Raw genomic sequence first — 18,085 nt, 5'->3', positions numbered from 1 at the left:
CCCCTGAAGTGACCCCGCTCGATGCCCTGAGGCGTCGCCGTTCCCCCTGACCGGGGCGGTGAACGGCGAGACGTCCGACAGCGTGAGGCCGAGGAGATGAGGCCATGATCAGGCAACAACAAACCGACGCGACGTACGGTGCCGTCTCGACGCGGCGCCGACGGTCACCAGCAGCCCGCGTCACGAAGCGTCGCAGCAGCGTGAAGAGCAGCGGATTCGACCTGCCGCTGACATCGGCCAGCCGTGGCCTGCACCGACTGCGAGGCGAAATCGACGTCCTCGTCGACGCGGCGGCCCGCCAACCGAGCGCCTCGCGGCGCGCGGCCCTGGTGGCGGTCCACCACCAGCTGCGGCTGCTCGGTCAGCGCGTCAACGCCGCACTGAGCGTGACTCCCACGCCAACACGCGACCCACAACAGAGCTGACGCAACCCTCCGCGCCGACACTCCCACCGCACCGCATCCCTGCACCCCGGCGCGACGCCCGCTCACGCAAGCCCAATCACCGCACGCGCATCCGGACCCCAGGGGCGAGGTCCGGCGACCACCCGCGTCCAGATCGCGCTGTCACCGACCCGGGGGTCTCCCGACCGCCCCGAGGTCAGGCCACGCCAACAACTCCAGTAGACACAGGCATGAACGGGGCAGACATGCGTCTCGGAACCTCCCAACCCGTGCGGCACGACACCGCAGCCGCCGTCACCGACGGATCGCCACACCGAGCAGGTGCAGCGAAGCGACAACCAGACCCTCCGGCGGCCCCGCCAACCCGGAAAATCGCGCGGAGCGGCACGGCCCGCCGACCGTCGGGGATCTACCGACTACCCATCGGGGGGCACACCGCCCGCCCCCCAGAGCCCGACATGCTGGCATGTTTGTGCCGCACCGCCAACACCGTGCGCGCATACCTGGAGCGCACCGTGTTGCGCGAGGCGGGCCTGACATGGACCACCTACGACGTGCTGGTGCTGGTGTGCGCCCGCGACGTAGCCGAGCCACCGGTCATCGCCGCAGAGGCCGGAGTCGCCCGAGCGACGTTGACCAACGCGCTAGCCCTGCTCGGCGACCGCGGTCTCGTGCGCCGCGAGCAGCACGAGCATGACCTGCGACGGGTGGTGGTACGGCCAACGCAGGCAGGATCTTCGCTGGCGGGCATGCTGCGACGCCAGGTCGGCGCACGGCGGGCCGAGCTGTTCCGCAGCGCCGCAATACCATCCGAGGACGACCTCGCCGCGGCGCTCGGGGCGCTGGCCGACCAGATCAAACCCGGCGTCGGCCCTGCCGGCAATGGGCGGGCGCGGTGAGCGCCGGGATCGGCACGGCCCGTGGGACGGCCCTGTGCGTCGGCGCCGTCCTGGGTCCCGGAGTGCTGGTCCTGCCAGCGATGGCGGTGCGAGCTGCCGGCCCGGCGTCGCTGCTGGCGTGGGCGGCCCTGTTGTGCGTGTCCGCGCAGATCGCGACCTCGTTCGCCGCGCTCGGCACCCGCTACCCCGACTCCGGCGGCGTGGCCGCGTTCACCCGGCGGGCGTTCGGTGACCGCACCGCAGACGTGGTCGGGTGCTGGCTCTTCGCCGCGGTGCCGGTCGGGGTGGTCGCGGGAGCCATCGCGGGTGCCCGCTACACCACCGCCGCGCTGAACGCCCCCGCGAGGACAGCCCTCGGGGTCACCGTGGCCCTACTGGCCGTGGTGTACCTGGCGAACGTGGTGGGGCTGCACCTGTCCGCCCGGGTGCAACTGGTCCTCACCGCAGTGCTGATCGGGCTGCTCGTCGCGGTGGTCGTGGCGGCGGGACCACGGGTGAATCTCGATCGGATGACCCCGTTCGCGCCCTACGGCATCGCGGGAGTCGGCAGTGCCATCGCGGTGCTGTTCGTGGCGATCTGCGGCTGGGAGGCGACCGCCAACCTGTCCGCAGAGTTCACCGATCCGCGGCAGGTACGCAGAGCGGCCATGGCAAGCCTCGCGGTCATCGTCGTGCTCTACACGGGACTCGCATGGTGCACCGTCGGTGTCCTCGGCGACGAGGCCGGCAGCACCACGGTGCCACTGATGCGCCTACTCGCCCCTGCGGACCGGCCGTGGATGGCCGCGGTGGTCGCGATGGCCGCCGTCCTGTTCACCGTCGCGGCGAGCGTCACCTTCGTCGCCGCCGGAGCCCGCGCCGGACTCAGCCTGGCACGCCACGGCATCCTGCCCGCACGCCTCGCGGCGACGCACAACGGCGCGCCCCGACGAAGCGTCCTCGTGCAGGCCGCCGCCGCCGCGCTCGTCGCGGCAGCCGCCGCCGGGGCACCACACGTGATCACCGTGGAGGCCCTGATGCGGACGTTCGCCGCGATGCTCGCCTGCGTCACCCTGCTCGGTCTCGCCGCGGCGGTACGTCTGCTGCCCACCCGCCGCCAGCGGCTCAACGCCGGCGTGGCCGCACTCGCCGTCGCCGCGGTCGCTGCCCTGTCCGGACAGTTCCTGCTCGCCCCGGCTGCCGTCGTGGTCGCCGTCCTGATCCGTCGCCGCCGCACACGCCCACCTGCCCCGCCACACCCCCGCGCCGGGGACGACCTCAGCAGCCTGCATCCGTACCCGACCGCGATGACGGCGGTCCTGCGATGAGCACGTACTCCTCATCACCGGTCAATAGGTCGATCCGCACCACCGTCTCCGGCAGTCGCGGCGCGGGATGGCGGTGGGGCGCCCTGTACGGGCCGGCGGTGTATGGCGTCAGCGCCGCCGCCGTCGCCCTGCCCGCTACCGCCGACCACCTCGCCAACGGCAGCCCCGCCCTGGTCTGGATCCTCACCGCCTACGCCGTCGGCGTCGGAGTCGGGGCGGTGACAGCCGGACGCATGACAGACCTCTGGGGCACCCGCCCCGTCCTGCTCACCGCCGCGGCACTGCTGACCGCAGGCGCCGTGACATGCGCCATCGCGTCCACCCTGACCGTCGTTGTCTGCGGCCGGATCCTGCTGGCAATGGGCTCCGGAGCGACCATGGCCGTCGCGCTCACCGCAACGGCCGGGCTACCGGCCGCCCGCCGCCCCACTGCCCTGGCCGCGTTCGGTGCCTGCCTCGCCGGGTTCTCCGCCACCGCCCCACTCGCCGGCGCGATGGCGACGCACTGGTCCTGGCAGGTAGCACTGGCCCTGCCAGCGCTGTCGATCGCCGCCGTTCCGGCGTGCCTTCCACTGACCACACGCATGCCCCGTCAGGCGCCGGTGGACTGGGCTGGCGTCGGTCTCGTCACGGCCACCGCCACCGGGCTACTGCTGCTCGCGCAGTCCGCCGCCCAGCGGCCCGACACCGTGACGGCCGGGATTGCCGCCGTCACGGCGACCCTCACTGCCAGCCTGGTCGTGCACGCCCGCAAGCACACCAACGGGTTCCTGCCGCCTGCGACGCTGTCCGCCGCCTGGTTCTGGTTTGCCGCCGCCACCGGAGGATGCGTCTACGGCGGTCTCTTCGCCACTCTCTACGCCGCACCCCACCTACTGGCCCGCCAGGACTACACCACCACAGACATCGGTGTCCTCCTGCTACCCGGCGCGGTCATCGGCGCCCTGGTAGCCCGATCCACGGTGCGAGCGGCCCGCCGCCAGCCGCCTAGGCGTGTGCTTGCCGTCGTGAGCCTCGTGCTGGCCGCCGGGCTTGCCTACGCCGCGGCCGACCCACGGCCCTGGGTGCTCGCGGCCACCAGCACCGCGGCGTTCACCGCGGCGGCCGTCGCGCAGACGCTACTCACCGCCTACGTCAGCGGTCGCACCGGACCTCGCGACGGGGGCGGCGCCATCGGCCTGTTCATCCTCGCCACTTTCCTCGGCGGCGCCTTCGGTGCCGCTATCTGCGCTGCTCACTGGGACACCGCACGCCCCGCCGTCTCGCTTGCCGCGACCGCTGCGCTGCCGGCCGTTGGCGCCCTGACGGCCTGCCGGCTGCAGTGAATGCACCGCCGATCGGCCCATGTGGTCGTCCCCGGTGCTCCAGTCGCAGTGGTGGCCCTCACCAGCACCACCACCTACTCGGCGCTACTGGTCGGGTCGGTTCGGCGCCCGCTTGGTGGCCCGGCTTGGTCGTCTCCGCAACTTCGCCCCTGGCCTGAACAGCGACCGCGATGCCGTCGTCGCCGGACTCACTCAACCTGGGAGTTCAGGCCCGGTGGAAGGCAACGTCAACCGCTTCAAGGCCACGCCTACAGCGCACTTTACGTTCCGCCGGCCATGTCTCCTTGCGCCACTCTTTCAGCGACGAAGAGCCTCGACGGGCTCGATGCGTGCCGCGCGCAGTGCCGGATATAGGCCCGCCAGAATACCGATTAATGTGCCAACGAGGGGTGCCGGAACTGCCACCCATGGATCGATCAATGGTGTCCATTGTCGCGCGATGGAAACGGAGAGCACAACGATAACTCCGACCGACGTGCCGACCATCCCGCCTAACGTGCCCAGAGACGCACTTTCGGCCAGAAAACTGTGCGCCTATATGTCGGCGTTGTACGGCAGTACCTCCTCGAGTATTGCGACGAGCGTTTCCTTTGCGATTGGCCCGTTCACGACGCTTGCGATATTGCCATCCGCATCTACAACGACTGTTGCAGGAATGGTTCGAGGCGCGAGATTCGAGAACTTCATCGCGACCCGGCCGCCTGGATCAAAGATGTTTTCGTAGTCGACCTGATAGGCGGCAACAAAGGCCCGGGCCTTATCTGAGGTGTCCTGTACGTTAACTCCAACGAATTTCACGTTCCGATCCCTGGTTGCCGCTGCCACCTCGACTAGATGAGGCGTTTCGCGTCGACACGGAGCGCACCAGGACGCCCAAAAGTTGACGACAAGGACATTGCCCTCGTGTGCGGCGAAATGCACTGCTTGGCCGTCTAGACTATCGCCAGTGACGGTAGGCGCCTGAGGTCTGTCCTCCTCCTTGTAGACAGGGACTCCATCAACGGTCTCGGGAGTCGCAGGTGTGGGAGTGCAGCCAGCTGCGAACACTAAACCGGCCGACGCTAGAATCAGTCCTATTCCCAAGTTGAACGAGGACATTCTCTGTACCCTTCTGTGCCTCCTCGCGGCCAATTCGCGTCGTCGAAGCACTTTGCTATTCTGGCTGGTCTACTGAACGCCTGGCGCGTGGCACTGCTGCGTTGTCAGCGTACCGGTGGCACAAGTAGGCACCGGACTGGGTTGCCTCAGACGGCCGAGAGGATCTACCAGGCAATCCGCGCGGCGGACGCAATCACTACCTTGGCTCGTTGCGATCTTGACCACGTAGTAGAGGTCGCCGGCGATGTAGCGTTTGAAGGCGGGGCCGATGTCGACGTCTACATCGCGACTCCGTAGCGGCAACGCGCCAAGCAGCCACAGAAGGGTGCGAAGGCATCGCAAAGCCCGGAGAGGTCCCGTCGATCGGGCTAGATAGAGATCAAGCCCGCACCCCTGCTTGCCGTTGCCCCCGCAGCGTCCCCCAACCCCGCGAACCTATGAGCGGCGTTTGGATGTGTGGTCATCAGCGATCTGCGCGATCGTCGCGCCAGGCCGAGACCGGTACAACGCGACCGCGTCGGCCTTGAACTCGGCAGGGTAGTGCTTCATCACCACTGTCAGGGACTCCTGATCTCCCCGGACCCTCACGATCCAAGGCTCAAGTGTCCAGGACCAGGGGGCAACTCCCACACGGTCGGCGGCGCAGCTGTGGCGCTGGTCCGGGAGCTGCGGGTGTCGTATGTATCTGTTGCCGGGTTGGTGGTCTCCTACCTCCTGGCCGTGGCGGCCGGCTGTGAGATGGGGCCTTGCTGGGGGTGCGGGTCCCCGACGCTGGATACGGACGCCTACGGCTGCTGGTGTTGCTGGTGGTTTCCAATGGCGGTGCGGTGGCGGAACACGGCGGTCTCGCGGTTTTGCAGGAGGTAGGGCGTGCCGGGGGTGGCGCCGGTACCGGGTTGTTCGGTGCCCAGCATCCGTACTGCGAGGCGGTAGTGGGTACGCCGCCATTGCTGCAGGGCAGCAGCGAACTGCTGCATCCCGTCGGCCAGGGCTGGTGTCTGCGAGAGAGTGTGTTGGTCGGCGCGGATCGCGTCCAGGGCGTCGTCGATGGTGGCTTGCCCGTGGCGAATGCGGGCCTGCACGTCAGGCACGGAGCGGTACGCCGCCGAGTGCAGACGCTGCCGGTCGGGTGTGCGGCACAGGGACTCGACGAGTTTGTACGCGCGGGACTGGATGGCGCTTGCGCCGTCGGTGTGCACCCGGAAGGTGTGGAATGCCTCCGGTTGCATGGTGGCCAACAGGGACCACAAGGGGCCGGCCTCCCGAAGGAGCGCGGCGGCAGTGCAGAGGCGGGCACCGGCCTCTGGCAGCTGCTTGTCGCTCACCGCGCTGCAGACCGCGGTGAGGTCGACGGCAAGTTGTCCGAAGGCCAGTTCGAACGCCTGCAGCACCCGTACGAATAGCCACTCATCGTGCACGGTCGAGACCGGCAGCATGCTGGTTCGCAGCGTCAGGCGGTCGGTGCTGGAGCGATCGACGCAGGCCATCGCGACGAGGTGCCGGGCCGCCGACACGGGCTCGTCGGGGAGGTGGAGGTCGATGCTGAGCCGGCGCAGCGCGGGAACACTTGCTCGCACCGCGTGCCGTAGGCGCTTGCGCACGATGGGCTCGGTGGGGCGAAGCCGGGGCAGCGGCGCTTTGGCGCTGTCGAGGGCGTGGAGTTCGAAGGCGATCAGGTCGGACAGGAGCAGGACGTGATAGCGGTTGCGGCGGGCCATCAGCCGGGCGGCTGTGTCGCTACTGGTATCGGGGTCTGGGATCGGCAGCAGCGGCAGGGCCAGGTAGCTGCGGTAGTCGAACCGGTTGTCGGCCTTGTCGAGCGCGTTGAACAGGAAAGCGGTGAGGTGGTCTTTGGGCCCTGACACCTCGAAAAGGCGGTCTCGGGCCGTGCTCAGCAGCGTGAGCCACTCCTGGGGCATGGCGTGCTTCCCGTGGTGCTGAAAGGCGACCATCGTCGGCTCGAAGGGAAACCGGCGGGCGTTGGGCCGGCCGTTCAGCCACTGCTGTATCGGGTTGATGCTCATCGTGCGGATCCCGCGCGGTGCCGGTATTCGGCGATCGCCTCGCACGCGGCATCAATGTCGTCGCCGGTGGTGTAGGCGTGCATCGCCAGACGCAGCACGCCGTGGCGGGGGGCCGTGACGATGCCCCGATGCCCGAGCCAGGCAGACATCGCCTCGGCATGCGGTTCGATGAGCGCAAGGTGCGCGCCCTGTGCGTCGAGGTTGCTCGCCACCCTCACCATCTCGCCCTGCTCGGTCAGACGATGCGCGGCCACGGCGATCAGCCGCTGCGTGTGGCTGCGGACCTGCCGTAGGTCCAGGTCACCCACGAGAGACAGGCCGGCGACCGCAGCGTAGACGGCCGCCGCGGCAGGCGTGCCGGTCTCGAATCTGCGTGCGTGCGGGGGTGAGTCAAGGACGGTGGCTCGAAGGGCGTGTGGGGCGGTGCGGCCCAGCCAGCCGGTGAGTGTCGGCGCCGGGCCGGCGCCGGGCTGTCGGACGTACAGGAAGGCGATCCCAGGTAACCCGAGCAGGTACTTTCCCGTGCCCGCGACCAGGAAGTCGCATCGCATCGCATTGACGTCTAGCGGCATCACACCAGCTGCCTGGTAGGCGTCGACGATCACGGCAGCGCCAGCGGCGTGCGCGGCATCGGCGACCCGCCGCACGTCGAGACGAACGGCATCGCGGTAGGTGACGGCCGGAACTGACACCAGTGCGGTGCGGTCGGTGATCTGTGACAGGTAATGGTCGGCGCTCACGGCCGCTGACGGGCTGCCGCACCATCGCACCCGCATCCGCTGGTGGGCCATCCAGACGTGGGCCAGGCCGGGAAACTCGGCATACGTGGTCAGGATTTCTCGGCGACGCCGCCAGTGCCGTGAAGTCGCGGCCTGATATGCGGCGACGCTGGCATTGGGCAGGATCGCGATCTGGTCGGTGTCCGCGCCGATCAGCCGCGCGAACAGTTCCCGGGCCAAGTCGACCTGCTGCTCGCATGCCTGCCAGAACCCGGGCCGGGCCAAGTCGTCAAGCATCCGGGCCAGCGCCCGGTCGACCTCGCTGGTGCGCGGGGCAACGCTGCACGCCGCCAGGTGCGCGCCGACCGGCGACGCACTCAGTCGCTGTCGCAGCGACGTGGGCTGGGGCGGCGCCACCGCCGTCACGGCTGCGCCCTCCGCGGGCACCGATCCGACGCGGCTGCGCCGATCAGAACTCCCCGTGCCTCCCACAGCGTCGGGAAACGACGATGGGCGAGCAACGTGGGCAGACTGTCGATCGGCGTGCGTCGGGTGCCAAGCACACCTTGACCGATGACGCGGGTGGCCACGCTGTAGTGCTCAGTGCGCCACTGGGCGATCCGCTCGTCGAACTCCACCAACGCCTCGGCGAGCCGGTACAGCGGATCCGCCGGCGGGCGCTGGTACAGATCGGCAGGGCTGAGCCGGTGTGAAGCCAGCAGATGACTGAACGCGATGTCCAGCTCCGTGGTGGCCGAGCGCAACAGCCGCCAGCCAGGAGACTCAAACCCCGAACCGGTGCCCAGCGCGGGGCGGATGAGAGCGAAGTGCGCCGGAGGCAGCGACCGGAGAATGTGCAGGTGCTCGGTGATCAGCCGCATCGCCTCCGAAGCCCGGCGAAGCTGCAGCTCCGCCGCGCCGGGCTGCCCGACACCGAGATGCGTGAGGGCCCGTGCCAGGAGGGAACGGGTGAGCTTCAGCCACAGCTCGGTGCTCTGGTGCGTGATCTGGAACAGCAACTCGTCGGGATGCACCCACTCGCTCGGATCCTTCTGCAGGGACAGCAACTCGTCGGTGCGCATGTAGCGGGCGTAATCGGTGTCGCCCACTCCTGGCAGTACGGCGGGCATCGATGGCAGGGGCATGGGAGAGCCTCCAGGCGTCGGCAAAGCGGAGATGGTGGGACGCGGCTGCAATTAGCCGCGCAGGCTGTCGAGGGCGGACAACGCGATGGCTCGCAGTGCGGCGGCCAGCCCGTCGGGCAGGTCGGCGCCGAGCCGCAGGGCTGCGGCGCTGACCGTCAGGTAAAGGTTCGCGTCGTAGGTCACGACGCCCAGGCCTGACTCGTCGGTGTAGGAGTACGCGGCTGCGCCGAGATCGAGTAGGTCAGTGACCGGGCGGGTCGACTCCTGCACCTGCCGCAGACCCTCGTACATCAACCTGCCCGAGCCAGGCGCACCGACATCGGCGCGCACCGTCACCACCACGCCCTCAGGTATGCGCCCGGCGGTGAACGTGCATCCCAGGCTGGTGGAGCTGCCAACCCTGTGGGAACTGTCCACCATCAGCGACGGGTCGACGCGCCCGAGGAGGTTGGAGATCGCACGCAGGTCGAGCCGCGTGGACAACGCGCTGACCGGCTGGTACTTAGCCGCGGCCGGTGCGGAAGCGCCCGACGGCATCGGTCGGCGTGCCTCGGCGGATGAGGTTGGGCCGGCACCCGCGGAAGGTCCCTGGGGAGCCACGTTGCATCCCGTCGCCACTAGCCCTGCGGCCCCAAGGATCGCCAACATCGCGGTTGCTCGAATTCTCAAGCCTATCGGCAGCCAGCGAGGTAAAGCCGACGAAATCGATCCGAAGCGCATCGTAGACACCCGTCTCAGAGGTGAGATATGCCGTCGCGCCCACAAAGAAACAGGGCAGTGGTGAATAGCCGAATCTTGTGGCGACCGGTGTCGCCACAAGTGGAATTAATTCACCACGCCCGCCAGCGCCGCGTCCATAGATCTTGCCAGCCTTGGCAGCATCTCCGTTGCCGCGAGCCGGGCACGGTAGATGGTCTTGGCAAGTCCCTCGCCTGCGATGACCTACCGGTGATCCGGCACCAGACCGACCAGAATCGAACCATGACGGACTCAGGGAATGCGCCGGCGCCGAACCCGGTCGCCAGACAAGATTTGGCCGCCCTCGTCGGGCTGCTGGCCACGCTCGAAGGCGAGCTGCTCGCCCAAGAGATCGATCCGTACCTTGCGATGCGTCTAGCGGAGCGGCTTGCGCGCGTCGGCCTCCTCACGGGCGACAACGACGCAACCGCCGCCTTGCCGCAAGCCCTGCACAAACTGAACCATCGGCTTCGCTATGCCCTCGGCGAGTATGCGGAACCCCCCGACTGATAGCCGGCCAACATTGAGCCATTCCAGCAAGGGCTCCGCGACCGGTGGCGACAGCCCAAGAGCGACACCCCTGCCTGATTGACCTGCACGGCGGACAATCGACGCGCCTGAAGGGAAGTAGTTCGCCGCCAAGACATCAATTTCAAGAACGGGGTCTCGCATGGCCGCCAGTGCCGCTTACCGTGTCGCGCTCGATGTTCACTGGGAGGCGGTGTTGCCGCTGTCTGCGTTGCTGCACACCTACCGGTGATCCGTCGGCGTGCGGACAGCCACCCGGGCCGACGAAGATGGCCGGGCACACGCACTTCAACATCGACGGCACCCTGCTTGCCGCCGGGCCGCCTAGGGCCAACACCAGGAGTCGACCTTTGGTGGTCGGGCAAAGCATCACCGCGGCGGCCGACCGCACCACCAGCGGTGACAAGCCGATGCTGGGAAGGCTCAGTGGCGGCGGGCCAAGGATCAGTCGCGCAATGCGGGTTCGGGCTCGGAGCAGCAGTGAGGCTCCGCCCTCGAGGATTGCCGGGCCGGCCGCCTTCCGCCGTAGGCGCCCTTCTAGGAAGTGGTGGACCTCAGTAGCGGATCGCTACTGCTCCTCGCATGGGTGAGGGCATGGTCTTGTCGGCGTACGGGTCAGGGTCGCCGGGTTCGGGCCGCCATTCGTTGAGCGGCACCAAGCCGGGCTCGATCATGGTGAAGTCGCCGAACAGGGCGGTGAGTTGTGCGTCGGTGCGGAGGGTGACCTCGGTGTCGGCCTGCCGTCGGAACACGTCTTTGCCGGCGGACACGGTCGACGCGCTGTACCTGTCGCTCAGGGCGGAGCTGACGTGGGAGATGACCAGTGCGCTGCCGGCGGCGAGCCGGTCGCGGATCGGTGCGACGACAGCGTCGACCCGGTCTTGGGGAACGGTCTGTAGGACGGAGCAGTACAGCAGCGCGGTCGGCTGGTCAAGGTCGATCACGGTGGCGAGGTCGCCATCGGCGAGCGCGTCGAGGATCAGTTCGGGGCGGGTGAAGTCGGCCTCGATCGCACGGCACGTGGGGTTGCCGGCGAGGATCTGGTTGGAGGCGACGACCGCCACCGGGTCGATGTCGACGTAGAGCACACGGATAGCGGGGTCGATGGCCTGCGCCACCTCGTGCACGTTGCCCTGGGTGGGGATGCCGCTGCCGAGATCGAGGAACTGCCGAATGCCGAACTCGGTCACCGCGCGGGCCGCGCGTTGCATGAACAGCCGGTTGGAGCGGGCCATGTTTCTCGACTCGGGAACGGCCCGCAAGATCTGCTCCGCCGCCGTGCGGTCGGCCGCGAAGTTCTGGTGGCCGCCGAGAAGGTAGTCGTAGATCCGAGCGACCGTCGCCTTGCCGCCGTCGAAGCCCCGTATCGTCTGCTGGTCGGTCACAACCGTCCCTCCGTCGTCGCGGATGCACTCGCCCTCGGGACGAGACGTGCGCCTGCTGTGGGCGCTGCGGTCCATTCAGGACTAAGAACAGTATCCCGGAAGTTTCCTTACGGCTACACTCTGATCTTCGGACCGGCACCGGCTGTAGCGTCAGGAGGCGGGATGATCTTGGCTCGGGCGCGCCTGTCGCGACGGCTGAGGCAGGCGAACGTACCGCCGCCGCCAGCGCCCTACAGCGTGGACGCCTGGTGCGAGGAAATCGGACGGGCGCGGGGGCGTGGCCTGCGGGTTCACGACCTGCACCTGGGCGCGGACCTACCACCGGGAGTGCTGGTCCGGCGACCAGACGAGGACACCATCATCGTCGACGCCACGCTGCCCGCACTGACCCGCACCCAGACCGTCCTGCACGAGGTCGCGCACCTCATCCTCGACCACGACGGCGACGCGTTACACGACGACGACCTCGACCAGGCTGTCGAGGCCGAGGCCGAGCTGGCGGCCGACCTGCTGTACCAGCGCCTGACACGGGCCGAGGCGACAGCGCGCGCCGCACACCGTGCAACTGCCCCGTCGCAGGCGCTGGCGCGGGTGAGGCCAGCATGGTTGGCCGCGCGCCGCACCGACTGGCACCTGCTCAAACTGTGGATAACTCTGCAGGACGGCATCTCCGGCGTCGCGATCGTCAGCACCAGCCCTGCTGAACCGGTGCCGATGGAAATCCGCGGCCGGCGACAGCGTCACCGGACCGTCATCGAGATACACGAGGCCCTGCGCGTCCTGCGTCCCTGGTACAGCTCGCGGGTACACGACAGCGCGACCAGACGAGCCCGGCGCCACCGGCTCGATCCCGAGGCGGTGGTGGCCGTCGCGGAAGCCGCCACCGTCGCCGTCGCGCTGCGCCACCGTCGCACCTCGCTGCCCCCTGACGCAGGCGACGCGTGCCTGTCGACCACCCAGCACGGCTCGCCCGACGTACCGTCCGAGGCCCGCCGCCTCGCCCACATGGGTCACGCTCTGCACGACTCCCCACTGGTCGCGGCGGAGATAGCCCGTTGGGTGCCGGTGGTAACGACCCCGATCACCACCCGGGCGTCGCACGGTCGCCTGCAAGAGCCCGTCGATGATCTGTCAGGATCCGTGACGCGAAGCGGGTCGGCGAGCGCGGTGTAGCCGGACGACCTGTGCCCCACCGTGCAGCGCCCTGGGCTGCCACAGCAGCGCGTGATGGCGCACCTGGCTGGGGAACATCTCGCCGCCGAGGAGCGGCCCACTGCCCATCGTGCAGCCGAGCTCGACGAGCTCGTGCCGCTCCTTCTCGGTGCGGATCCCCGGCGCGATGACCGCCAGATCGAGGTCGGTGGCGAGGTCCACCGCCGCGCGGATGACCGACCGTGCCGGCTGCCATCCCGCATCCAGGGCGTATGCGGGATGCAGCCGCAGGATGCTCCACTCGGCTGCGCCCAGCGTCGCCAGCCCCACGTGGTCACTACCGTACTGGTCCATCAGCAGGCGCACCCCGAACTGCGCGATCCACTCGGCTGCCTCCCGCGCGCTCGGTTCTGGAGGGGCGCTCAGTGCCAGCACCAGCGACCGGCCTGGCGAGGCGGCGTGTTCCGACAGCTGCAAGCGCACGGCCTCGACGAAAGGCTGAGTGAGGGCGCCCGCGGGAATCGGCACCACCAGCGGCGTGTCTGGCAGAACGTCACGCCAGAGCGTCGCAGCGGCTAGTGACCGTCCCACCACGGTCCTGGCCAAGGTCTCCAAACTACCGTGGTCATTGCCGATGAGCTGGTAGACGTAATCGTCGGCGGGGAGCACTTCATGCCGCGAGTACAGCCAGCGCGGCACGGACTGCATCATCGCGATCCTGCCGCTCGCCAGGTCAACGATCGGCTCGAACGCGATCGAGAGCCGGGAGCTGTTCAACTCCCGGTCCAGCGTCCACTCGCGCACGGGACCCATCTGATACGACACCAGCCGATCATCACCACGCTGGCTGGCCCGCCACAGCACCCGCTCGGCGGCATCGATCACAGCGGCGTCAGGTGCCCCCGATGCCATGCCCGCGGTGGCCCGCACCACCAAGCGGCGCCCGCCGAGGCGAATCCCGCGGCGCAGCGCCGCGACCGTCCAGCAGGCCCGCTGGTAGGCGACATCTGTCGTGACACCTGCCATGACCAGAGCAAACGTCACATCTCCGATCCGGGCCACGAAGCTCATGTCGCCGGAGGCCTGCCGCAGCCGATCAGCGATCGTGCGGAGCAGATTCACCGCGTCATCTCTGCCCACCACGTCGGCCAGGAAGGCGTGAGTGTCCAGTCGGATCACCACCGCATGGCACGTACTACCGAACCCCTCGCCAAGGCGGCTGAGCAACCCGGCGCGGTTCAACAGGCCGGTCTGCGTGTCGTGGCTCGCGGCTGTCTCGTGTTGCTGCGCCTCCGCAGCGAGCAGACCGTAGGCGTGCGCGAGATCCAGGCTGGACGACAACGTCGCGGCAAAGGCCCGCAACGTCGAGCCCTCGCGTACGGACAGCGCGTCTCGGGGCCCACTGAGGTAGAGCCTCAAGACCCCGTGGACTCCGTCGCCGTCGGCACCGAACCCGTACGACACCGCGTGCCGCGCCTGGTCCATCTCAGGAGCGTCAGCGGTAGGCCCGTCGTAGACCAGCCGGGCAACACCGCCCGTCTGACTGGCCCTCACCAAACGCCGACCCGCCGCGATCTCGATATCCGCCGCCCGCACAACGAACAGATCGACCGCGCCACCAACGGCGGTCTGCAGCACCACATCCAGATCCCGCGACGTCAGAGCATCGCTCAACGCGGCCAGACGCTCCCAAGCCCGCCGCTCCTCGGCGATCTTCAGTCGATACTTGAGCAGGAGATACACGGCGAGCATCACCAACGGCAGCGCTACGAGAACCCGCATGTCCAGTCCGGTAACGGTCGTCACCACGCCTGCCATGCCGATCTCCGCGATCGCGACGCACAGGCGCGTAAGCCACAGTCCGCGCAGCACGACAAGGAACGGGCGCTTGGTCGACAGCGTCACCGCAGCCGTGGTGACCAGTTCCTCGAACACCACCACCACGGCCGCCGCGATGAGAAAGGCGAGCACGTGGTGGGAAAGAGACGGAGCGGTCAATGGCGGCTCGCCGACCTCGGGGCGGACGCCAGCGGTGAACATCACGCCAGCAGCCAGAGCTGCGGCGACAATGTCCATGCTCGTGTTGTGCGCGACCTTGTGCAACCAGGCCGAGCGCGGACGCCTCACCAACAACCGGGCCACACTCACGCCGACCGCCGCGCACACGACCACCCACGGCGCGGGCAGCACCGAGGCGCACACCAGGCACGCCGTCGGCGTCAGCGTGACCCGCATCGACAGGCGGGGCTGCAGCGGCACCGAGAACGCCGCGCCCATGGCCATGAGCCCGGCGCCCATCCACAGATACACCCACTGCCCAGGCGCGGGTGGTCCTAGGTGCAACACAGCCCACACAAGACAGGCCGCCGCCGTTACCACGCCCGACGCGGTGAGGAGAGCCAGCGGCAATCTGTCACGCCGGAACGGCATCGATCAGTCCCCTGCGGTTGTCAGCCCCCACGCGAAGCGTCATCCACAGTAGCAGCCCGCTTACCGCAAGTTTAGTCCCATTCGACACCGTTACGCATGGCGACCTCCCCCGCTCGCTGAGTGATCAATGATCCGAACATATTCGCCTGGATGGGATTCATCAAGGCGAAGGCGTCGGGTTGGTTGGCAAATGGACCCTTTGGCAAATCTTCATTGCGGAGAGTGTTTGTAGGGAAGCCCTCGGTTGGGCCGCTATGGGAATTCCCGTTCCGACTCGGATCCTTCCGTGACGTGAAACCGCCTCGCCCTAGGCGGCTTTCCCGCCATCCGGCCACCATGTCAGTGGCTGCCGTGGACGGGAAAGTGGTCCACCTCGTCGCGGTGACGAGCAGCGCCGTCATCGACTGCCGCCAGGGCGTAGTGATTGGCTTGATCAACGCGCGAATCGAGCGTCACTTGAACGTGGGGCGTCACCCGAGGCTGGCGCGAGCGCGCTGTCGGTCCGTGGCCGGAGCCGCGTCTGGCGCTGGCTCTAGATCAATCAGCACGGTCGCGGTAGCACACTGGCAGGATGAATCCATGTCCTCCTCGCTGCCCGCATACGCCGGCAAGGCCGTCAATCTCGCGATGGACGCGCACGACTTGGCGGACTTGCTGGAAGGCGACGTGCGGATCACGGATCCGGAAACGCCGATCGCGACGCTGCGGGCCGCCGCGATCGGACTCGGCAGGAGCATCGGGGAAGTAGCCGATGCCGCGGAGGGCCGCCGGCCAGGATGTCGCGTCGGCGAAGCTGCGGGATGCTCTGGCCTGCCAGGCCGAGTCTGCACAGTCGTTGGCCGAGGCCGTGCACGCAATGACTGACCAGCAGATAGGCCGCCGGCAAACTCCAACCTCCCTTGCCTGGTCGCGGGTGCCCGTGGCCATGAGGTGGCCAACCTCCGAAGCTGAATGGGTTATCGGCCCGGGGCGCTGGAGGGTTTGGCTGTGGCCCACACGTAGACCCATGGCGGGCCGCCGCCAGCAATCGGCTCCAGCTCGTACACACCGTCAACGTCCGCGTTGAGCAGCTCGCTGCCGTACTCGATCCACAACCAGCTTTGATCAATGGTGGTGGGGGGCCACCCGTCGTCATCGACGGGCACGATGAGGGAGCGGCCGTCTACCGGCCCTCCGACGCACGGCACGTCGATCTTCGCCCACATGCTCCGATCATCGGCCGCGACCCGCCGACAACGGGCGTGTTCCAGCGACCGCACCACCGTGCCCGCACAGAATGCCCGCAGCTGTCGTCTGCCAGTCGGATCCGCGGCAACGCCCCGTCCTCGCCTTGGTATCCCTCAAACCGACCCGCAGGCGGCCGGGTTCATGGTCTGCCACGGGAGCTGAGGCGCCTCGCGGCGTCGCCTGGCGTCGAGCCACATATGAGCTCAGCGGCTCGCTGCAGGCGGTGCCTACGGCAACATGTCCGCCCACCACGCAATCGGCAGACCCGCGCGGCCACTATTGATGCGGTCGGTCGCGTTCACCTGCCGGCACTGGCAGGGTTCGCCTAAGGTGTGAAACCACCCCCGGTGCGATAGCGCGTTGGGGGAACAATGCTGCGGCCGCCGATCGAGCCGATGCGAGCGCGGCCCACCACCCACCTGCCAGGTTTGGGTCGGCCCGGGGCTGCTGCTGAGCCGAAGTGGGATGGGTGGCGGGGAACTGCGTTCGTTGACGCGAAGGACGTCTTTCTGCAGTCTCGCGCGGGACGACCGCTTCACCCCTATTTCCCGGATGTCTGCAGGCACCTGGCCATGACCCTGCCGCCCGGCACGGTCGTCGACGGGGAACTGGTGGCCTGGGAGAGCGGCCGAGGCCGGACCTCGTTCGGCCTGTTGCAACGGCGCGTCACGGCCGGCCGCCGCCTCGTCGAGGAGATCCGCCGGCACCCCGCTCACCTGGTGATCTTCGACTTGCTGCAGGAGGCCGGCGTCGAGGTGCTTCGTCTACCGCTGGCGGCACGGCGGGCGCGCCTGGCGCGGCTGCTCACCGACGGCCCCGCAGAGCTGCCACTCTGTCCGCAGACGATCGACACGGGCTTGGCGTTGACCTGGTACGACCACGGTGCGGACGCCGGCATCGAAGGGCTCGTGGTCAAGGCCCTGGCGGGAACCTACCGGCTGGGGCGAGCCGATTGGATCAAGATTAAGAAGCGGATCAGCGCCGAGGCGGTGGTCGGAGGTGTCATCGGTCGCCTGACGGACCCGATCGCGCTCCTGCTCGGCAGGTTTGACCACCGCGACGGGCGCCTGCGCTACGTCGGTCGCACCGTGCCGCTGTCCACGGCCCAGCGCCGAGAACTCGGCGCCCTGCTGCCTGTCATCGCCTGGCGTGGACCGCACCAGCGGCATCCATGGCCACAGCCCCTGCCGGCCGGATGGCTCGGGCAGTTCAACCGGCCACCCCCCATCGATTACATCGCGGTGGAGCCGGTGATGGTGGTTGAGGTGAGCGCAGACATCGCCTGGGAACACGGCCGATGGCGTCATCCCGTGGGCCTTCTCCGAGTCAGACTGGACCTGGAGACAGCGGATGTTGGTGGCTGGATGGCGGGTTAACCGCAGCCACCGGCTGAGTCACTGACCGATCGCGAGTCGGCGCGCCGCAAGCAACTGTCGAAGACAGTCCGACTAGGCTCGGCGATCGAACAAGTGTGCCACCGTCGGGGGGTGCTCGTGATCAATCAGCCTGTAAGCCTCAGCTGGGTCTTCCGCCCCAACCGGGCGGACCCCGACCAGGCGCGCGCCGTCGAGCATGCTGGTAAGCCGGTCCACGCTGTAGGGAGGCAGGTTGACGGCGGCGGGCGGGTCGAGGTCGTTCTTGCCGACGGCGCTCGGGTGCAGGCGTACCGCCACGAGGTCGTTCTCGGGTGACCACCTCTAGAGT

General features: G+C 68.6%; 17 protein-coding genes. 9 read left to right on the top strand and 8 right to left on the bottom strand.

Going from position 1 to position 18,085, the window contains the following annotated elements:
• Positions 1 to 200 precede the first annotated feature (200 nt).
• From C1I95_RS06110 to C1I95_RS06095, 4 genes are all read left to right on the top strand, one after another.
• A complete protein-coding gene (locus C1I95_RS06110; RefSeq protein ID WP_111212776.1) occupies positions 201 to 425 on the top strand; it encodes a hypothetical protein in 225 nt (74 codons plus the stop codon).
• Positions 426 to 895: 470 nt separating this feature from the next.
• The gene (locus C1I95_RS36210; RefSeq protein WP_233513392.1) at positions 896 to 1,303 is read left to right on the top strand and encodes a MarR family winged helix-turn-helix transcriptional regulator; all 408 of its coding nucleotides are present in this window, start codon (positions 896 to 898) and stop codon (positions 1,301 to 1,303) included.
• Positions 1,300 to 2,610 carry an APC family permease gene (locus C1I95_RS06100; RefSeq protein WP_111212774.1) on the top strand — a complete coding sequence of 437 codons (1,311 nt, stop codon included), beginning with the start codon at positions 1,300 to 1,302 and terminating at the stop codon, positions 2,608 to 2,610. Before C1I95_RS36210 ends, C1I95_RS06100 begins: the two co-directional genes overlap by 4 nt.
• Complete coding sequence (locus C1I95_RS06095; protein WP_111212773.1) at positions 2,607 to 3,935, top strand: MFS transporter; 1,329 nt, start codon at positions 2,607 to 2,609, stop codon at positions 3,933 to 3,935. Before C1I95_RS06100 ends, C1I95_RS06095 begins: the two co-directional genes overlap by 4 nt.
• 534 nt (positions 3,936 to 4,469) lie before the next feature.
• On the opposite strand, the gene C1I95_RS06090 is transcribed toward C1I95_RS06095, so the two are convergent.
• The 5 genes from C1I95_RS06090 to C1I95_RS36205 all read right to left on the bottom strand — a co-directional run bounded on the left by C1I95_RS06090 (position 4,470) and on the right by C1I95_RS36205 (position 9,458).
• Positions 4,470 to 5,033: a TlpA family protein disulfide reductase gene (locus C1I95_RS06090; RefSeq protein WP_111212772.1), complete on the bottom strand. Its 564-nt coding sequence runs from the start codon at positions 5,031 to 5,033 to the stop codon at positions 4,470 to 4,472.
• A 785-nt stretch (positions 5,034 to 5,818) separates the two neighbouring features.
• Positions 5,819 to 7,057, bottom strand: coding sequence for a tryptophan 2,3-dioxygenase family protein (locus tag C1I95_RS06085; RefSeq protein WP_111212771.1), 1,239 nt, complete (start codon positions 7,055 to 7,057; stop codon positions 5,819 to 5,821).
• Positions 7,054 to 8,202 (bottom strand): aminotransferase class V-fold PLP-dependent enzyme, encoded by a 1,149-nt coding sequence (locus tag C1I95_RS06080; protein ID WP_233513391.1) that lies wholly within the window; start codon positions 8,200 to 8,202, stop codon positions 7,054 to 7,056. Before C1I95_RS06080 ends, C1I95_RS06085 begins: the two co-directional genes overlap by 4 nt.
• Positions 8,199 to 8,921 (bottom strand): tryptophan 2,3-dioxygenase family protein, encoded by a 723-nt coding sequence (locus tag C1I95_RS06075; RefSeq protein WP_111212770.1) that lies wholly within the window; start codon positions 8,919 to 8,921, stop codon positions 8,199 to 8,201. The genes C1I95_RS06080 and C1I95_RS06075 overlap by 4 nt, the downstream gene beginning before the upstream one ends.
• 51 nt (positions 8,922 to 8,972) lie before the next feature.
• Positions 8,973 to 9,458 carry a hypothetical protein gene (locus tag C1I95_RS36205; RefSeq protein WP_233513389.1) on the bottom strand — a complete coding sequence of 162 codons (486 nt, stop codon included), beginning with the start codon at positions 9,456 to 9,458 and terminating at the stop codon, positions 8,973 to 8,975.
• Positions 9,459 to 9,902: 444 nt separating this feature from the next.
• On the opposite strand from C1I95_RS36205, the gene C1I95_RS06065 reads away from it, so the two are divergent.
• Complete coding sequence (locus C1I95_RS06065; protein ID WP_111212769.1) at positions 9,903 to 10,169, top strand: hypothetical protein; 267 nt, start codon at positions 9,903 to 9,905, stop codon at positions 10,167 to 10,169.
• A gap of 572 nt (positions 10,170 to 10,741) precedes the next feature.
• Here C1I95_RS06065 and C1I95_RS06060 read toward each other — a convergent pair.
• On the bottom strand, positions 10,742 to 11,572 hold the full coding sequence (locus C1I95_RS06060) for an SAM-dependent methyltransferase (RefSeq protein ID WP_233513388.1): 831 nt from the start codon (positions 11,570 to 11,572) through the stop codon (positions 10,742 to 10,744).
• Between the two features lie 162 nt (positions 11,573 to 11,734).
• Between C1I95_RS06060 and C1I95_RS06055 the strand changes: the two genes are divergently transcribed.
• Entirely contained in the window at positions 11,735 to 12,745 is a 1,011-nt protein-coding gene (locus C1I95_RS06055; protein WP_111212767.1) for a DUF6545 domain-containing protein, read from the top strand.
• On the opposite strand, the gene C1I95_RS06050 is transcribed toward C1I95_RS06055, so the two are convergent.
• Positions 12,704 to 15,034, bottom strand: coding sequence for an EAL domain-containing protein (locus C1I95_RS06050; protein WP_158566305.1), 2,331 nt, complete (start codon positions 15,032 to 15,034; stop codon positions 12,704 to 12,706). The genes C1I95_RS06055 and C1I95_RS06050 overlap by 42 nt on opposite strands.
• Before the next feature lie 699 nt (positions 15,035 to 15,733).
• Here C1I95_RS06050 and C1I95_RS34740 point away from each other — a divergent pair.
• Positions 15,734 to 16,018, top strand: a complete 285-nt coding sequence (locus C1I95_RS34740; RefSeq protein WP_146605650.1) for a hypothetical protein — start codon at positions 15,734 to 15,736, stop codon at positions 16,016 to 16,018.
• A 92-nt stretch (positions 16,019 to 16,110) separates the two neighbouring features.
• Here C1I95_RS34740 and C1I95_RS06040 read toward each other — a convergent pair whose 3' ends face one another.
• Complete coding sequence (locus C1I95_RS06040) at positions 16,111 to 16,359, bottom strand: DUF8847 domain-containing protein (protein ID WP_111212764.1); 249 nt, start codon at positions 16,357 to 16,359, stop codon at positions 16,111 to 16,113.
• A gap of 417 nt (positions 16,360 to 16,776) precedes the next feature.
• On the opposite strand from C1I95_RS06040, the gene C1I95_RS06035 reads away from it, so the two are divergent.
• Both C1I95_RS06035 and C1I95_RS06030 read left to right on the top strand, forming a co-directional pair.
• Positions 16,777 to 17,757, top strand: coding sequence for an ATP-dependent DNA ligase (locus C1I95_RS06035; RefSeq protein ID WP_233513393.1), 981 nt, complete (start codon positions 16,777 to 16,779; stop codon positions 17,755 to 17,757).
• 111 nt (positions 17,758 to 17,868) lie between these two features.
• Complete coding sequence (locus C1I95_RS06030) at positions 17,869 to 18,072, top strand: hypothetical protein (protein WP_111212762.1); 204 nt, start codon at positions 17,869 to 17,871, stop codon at positions 18,070 to 18,072.
• Positions 18,073 to 18,085: the final 13 nt, after the last annotated feature.

It is taken from the genome of Micromonospora craterilacus (assembly GCF_003236315.1).
GTDB classification, from domain to species: domain Bacteria; phylum Actinomycetota; class Actinomycetes; order Mycobacteriales; family Micromonosporaceae; genus Micromonospora; species Micromonospora craterilacus.
This window is presented reverse-complemented; position numbering and strand designations above follow the sequence as displayed.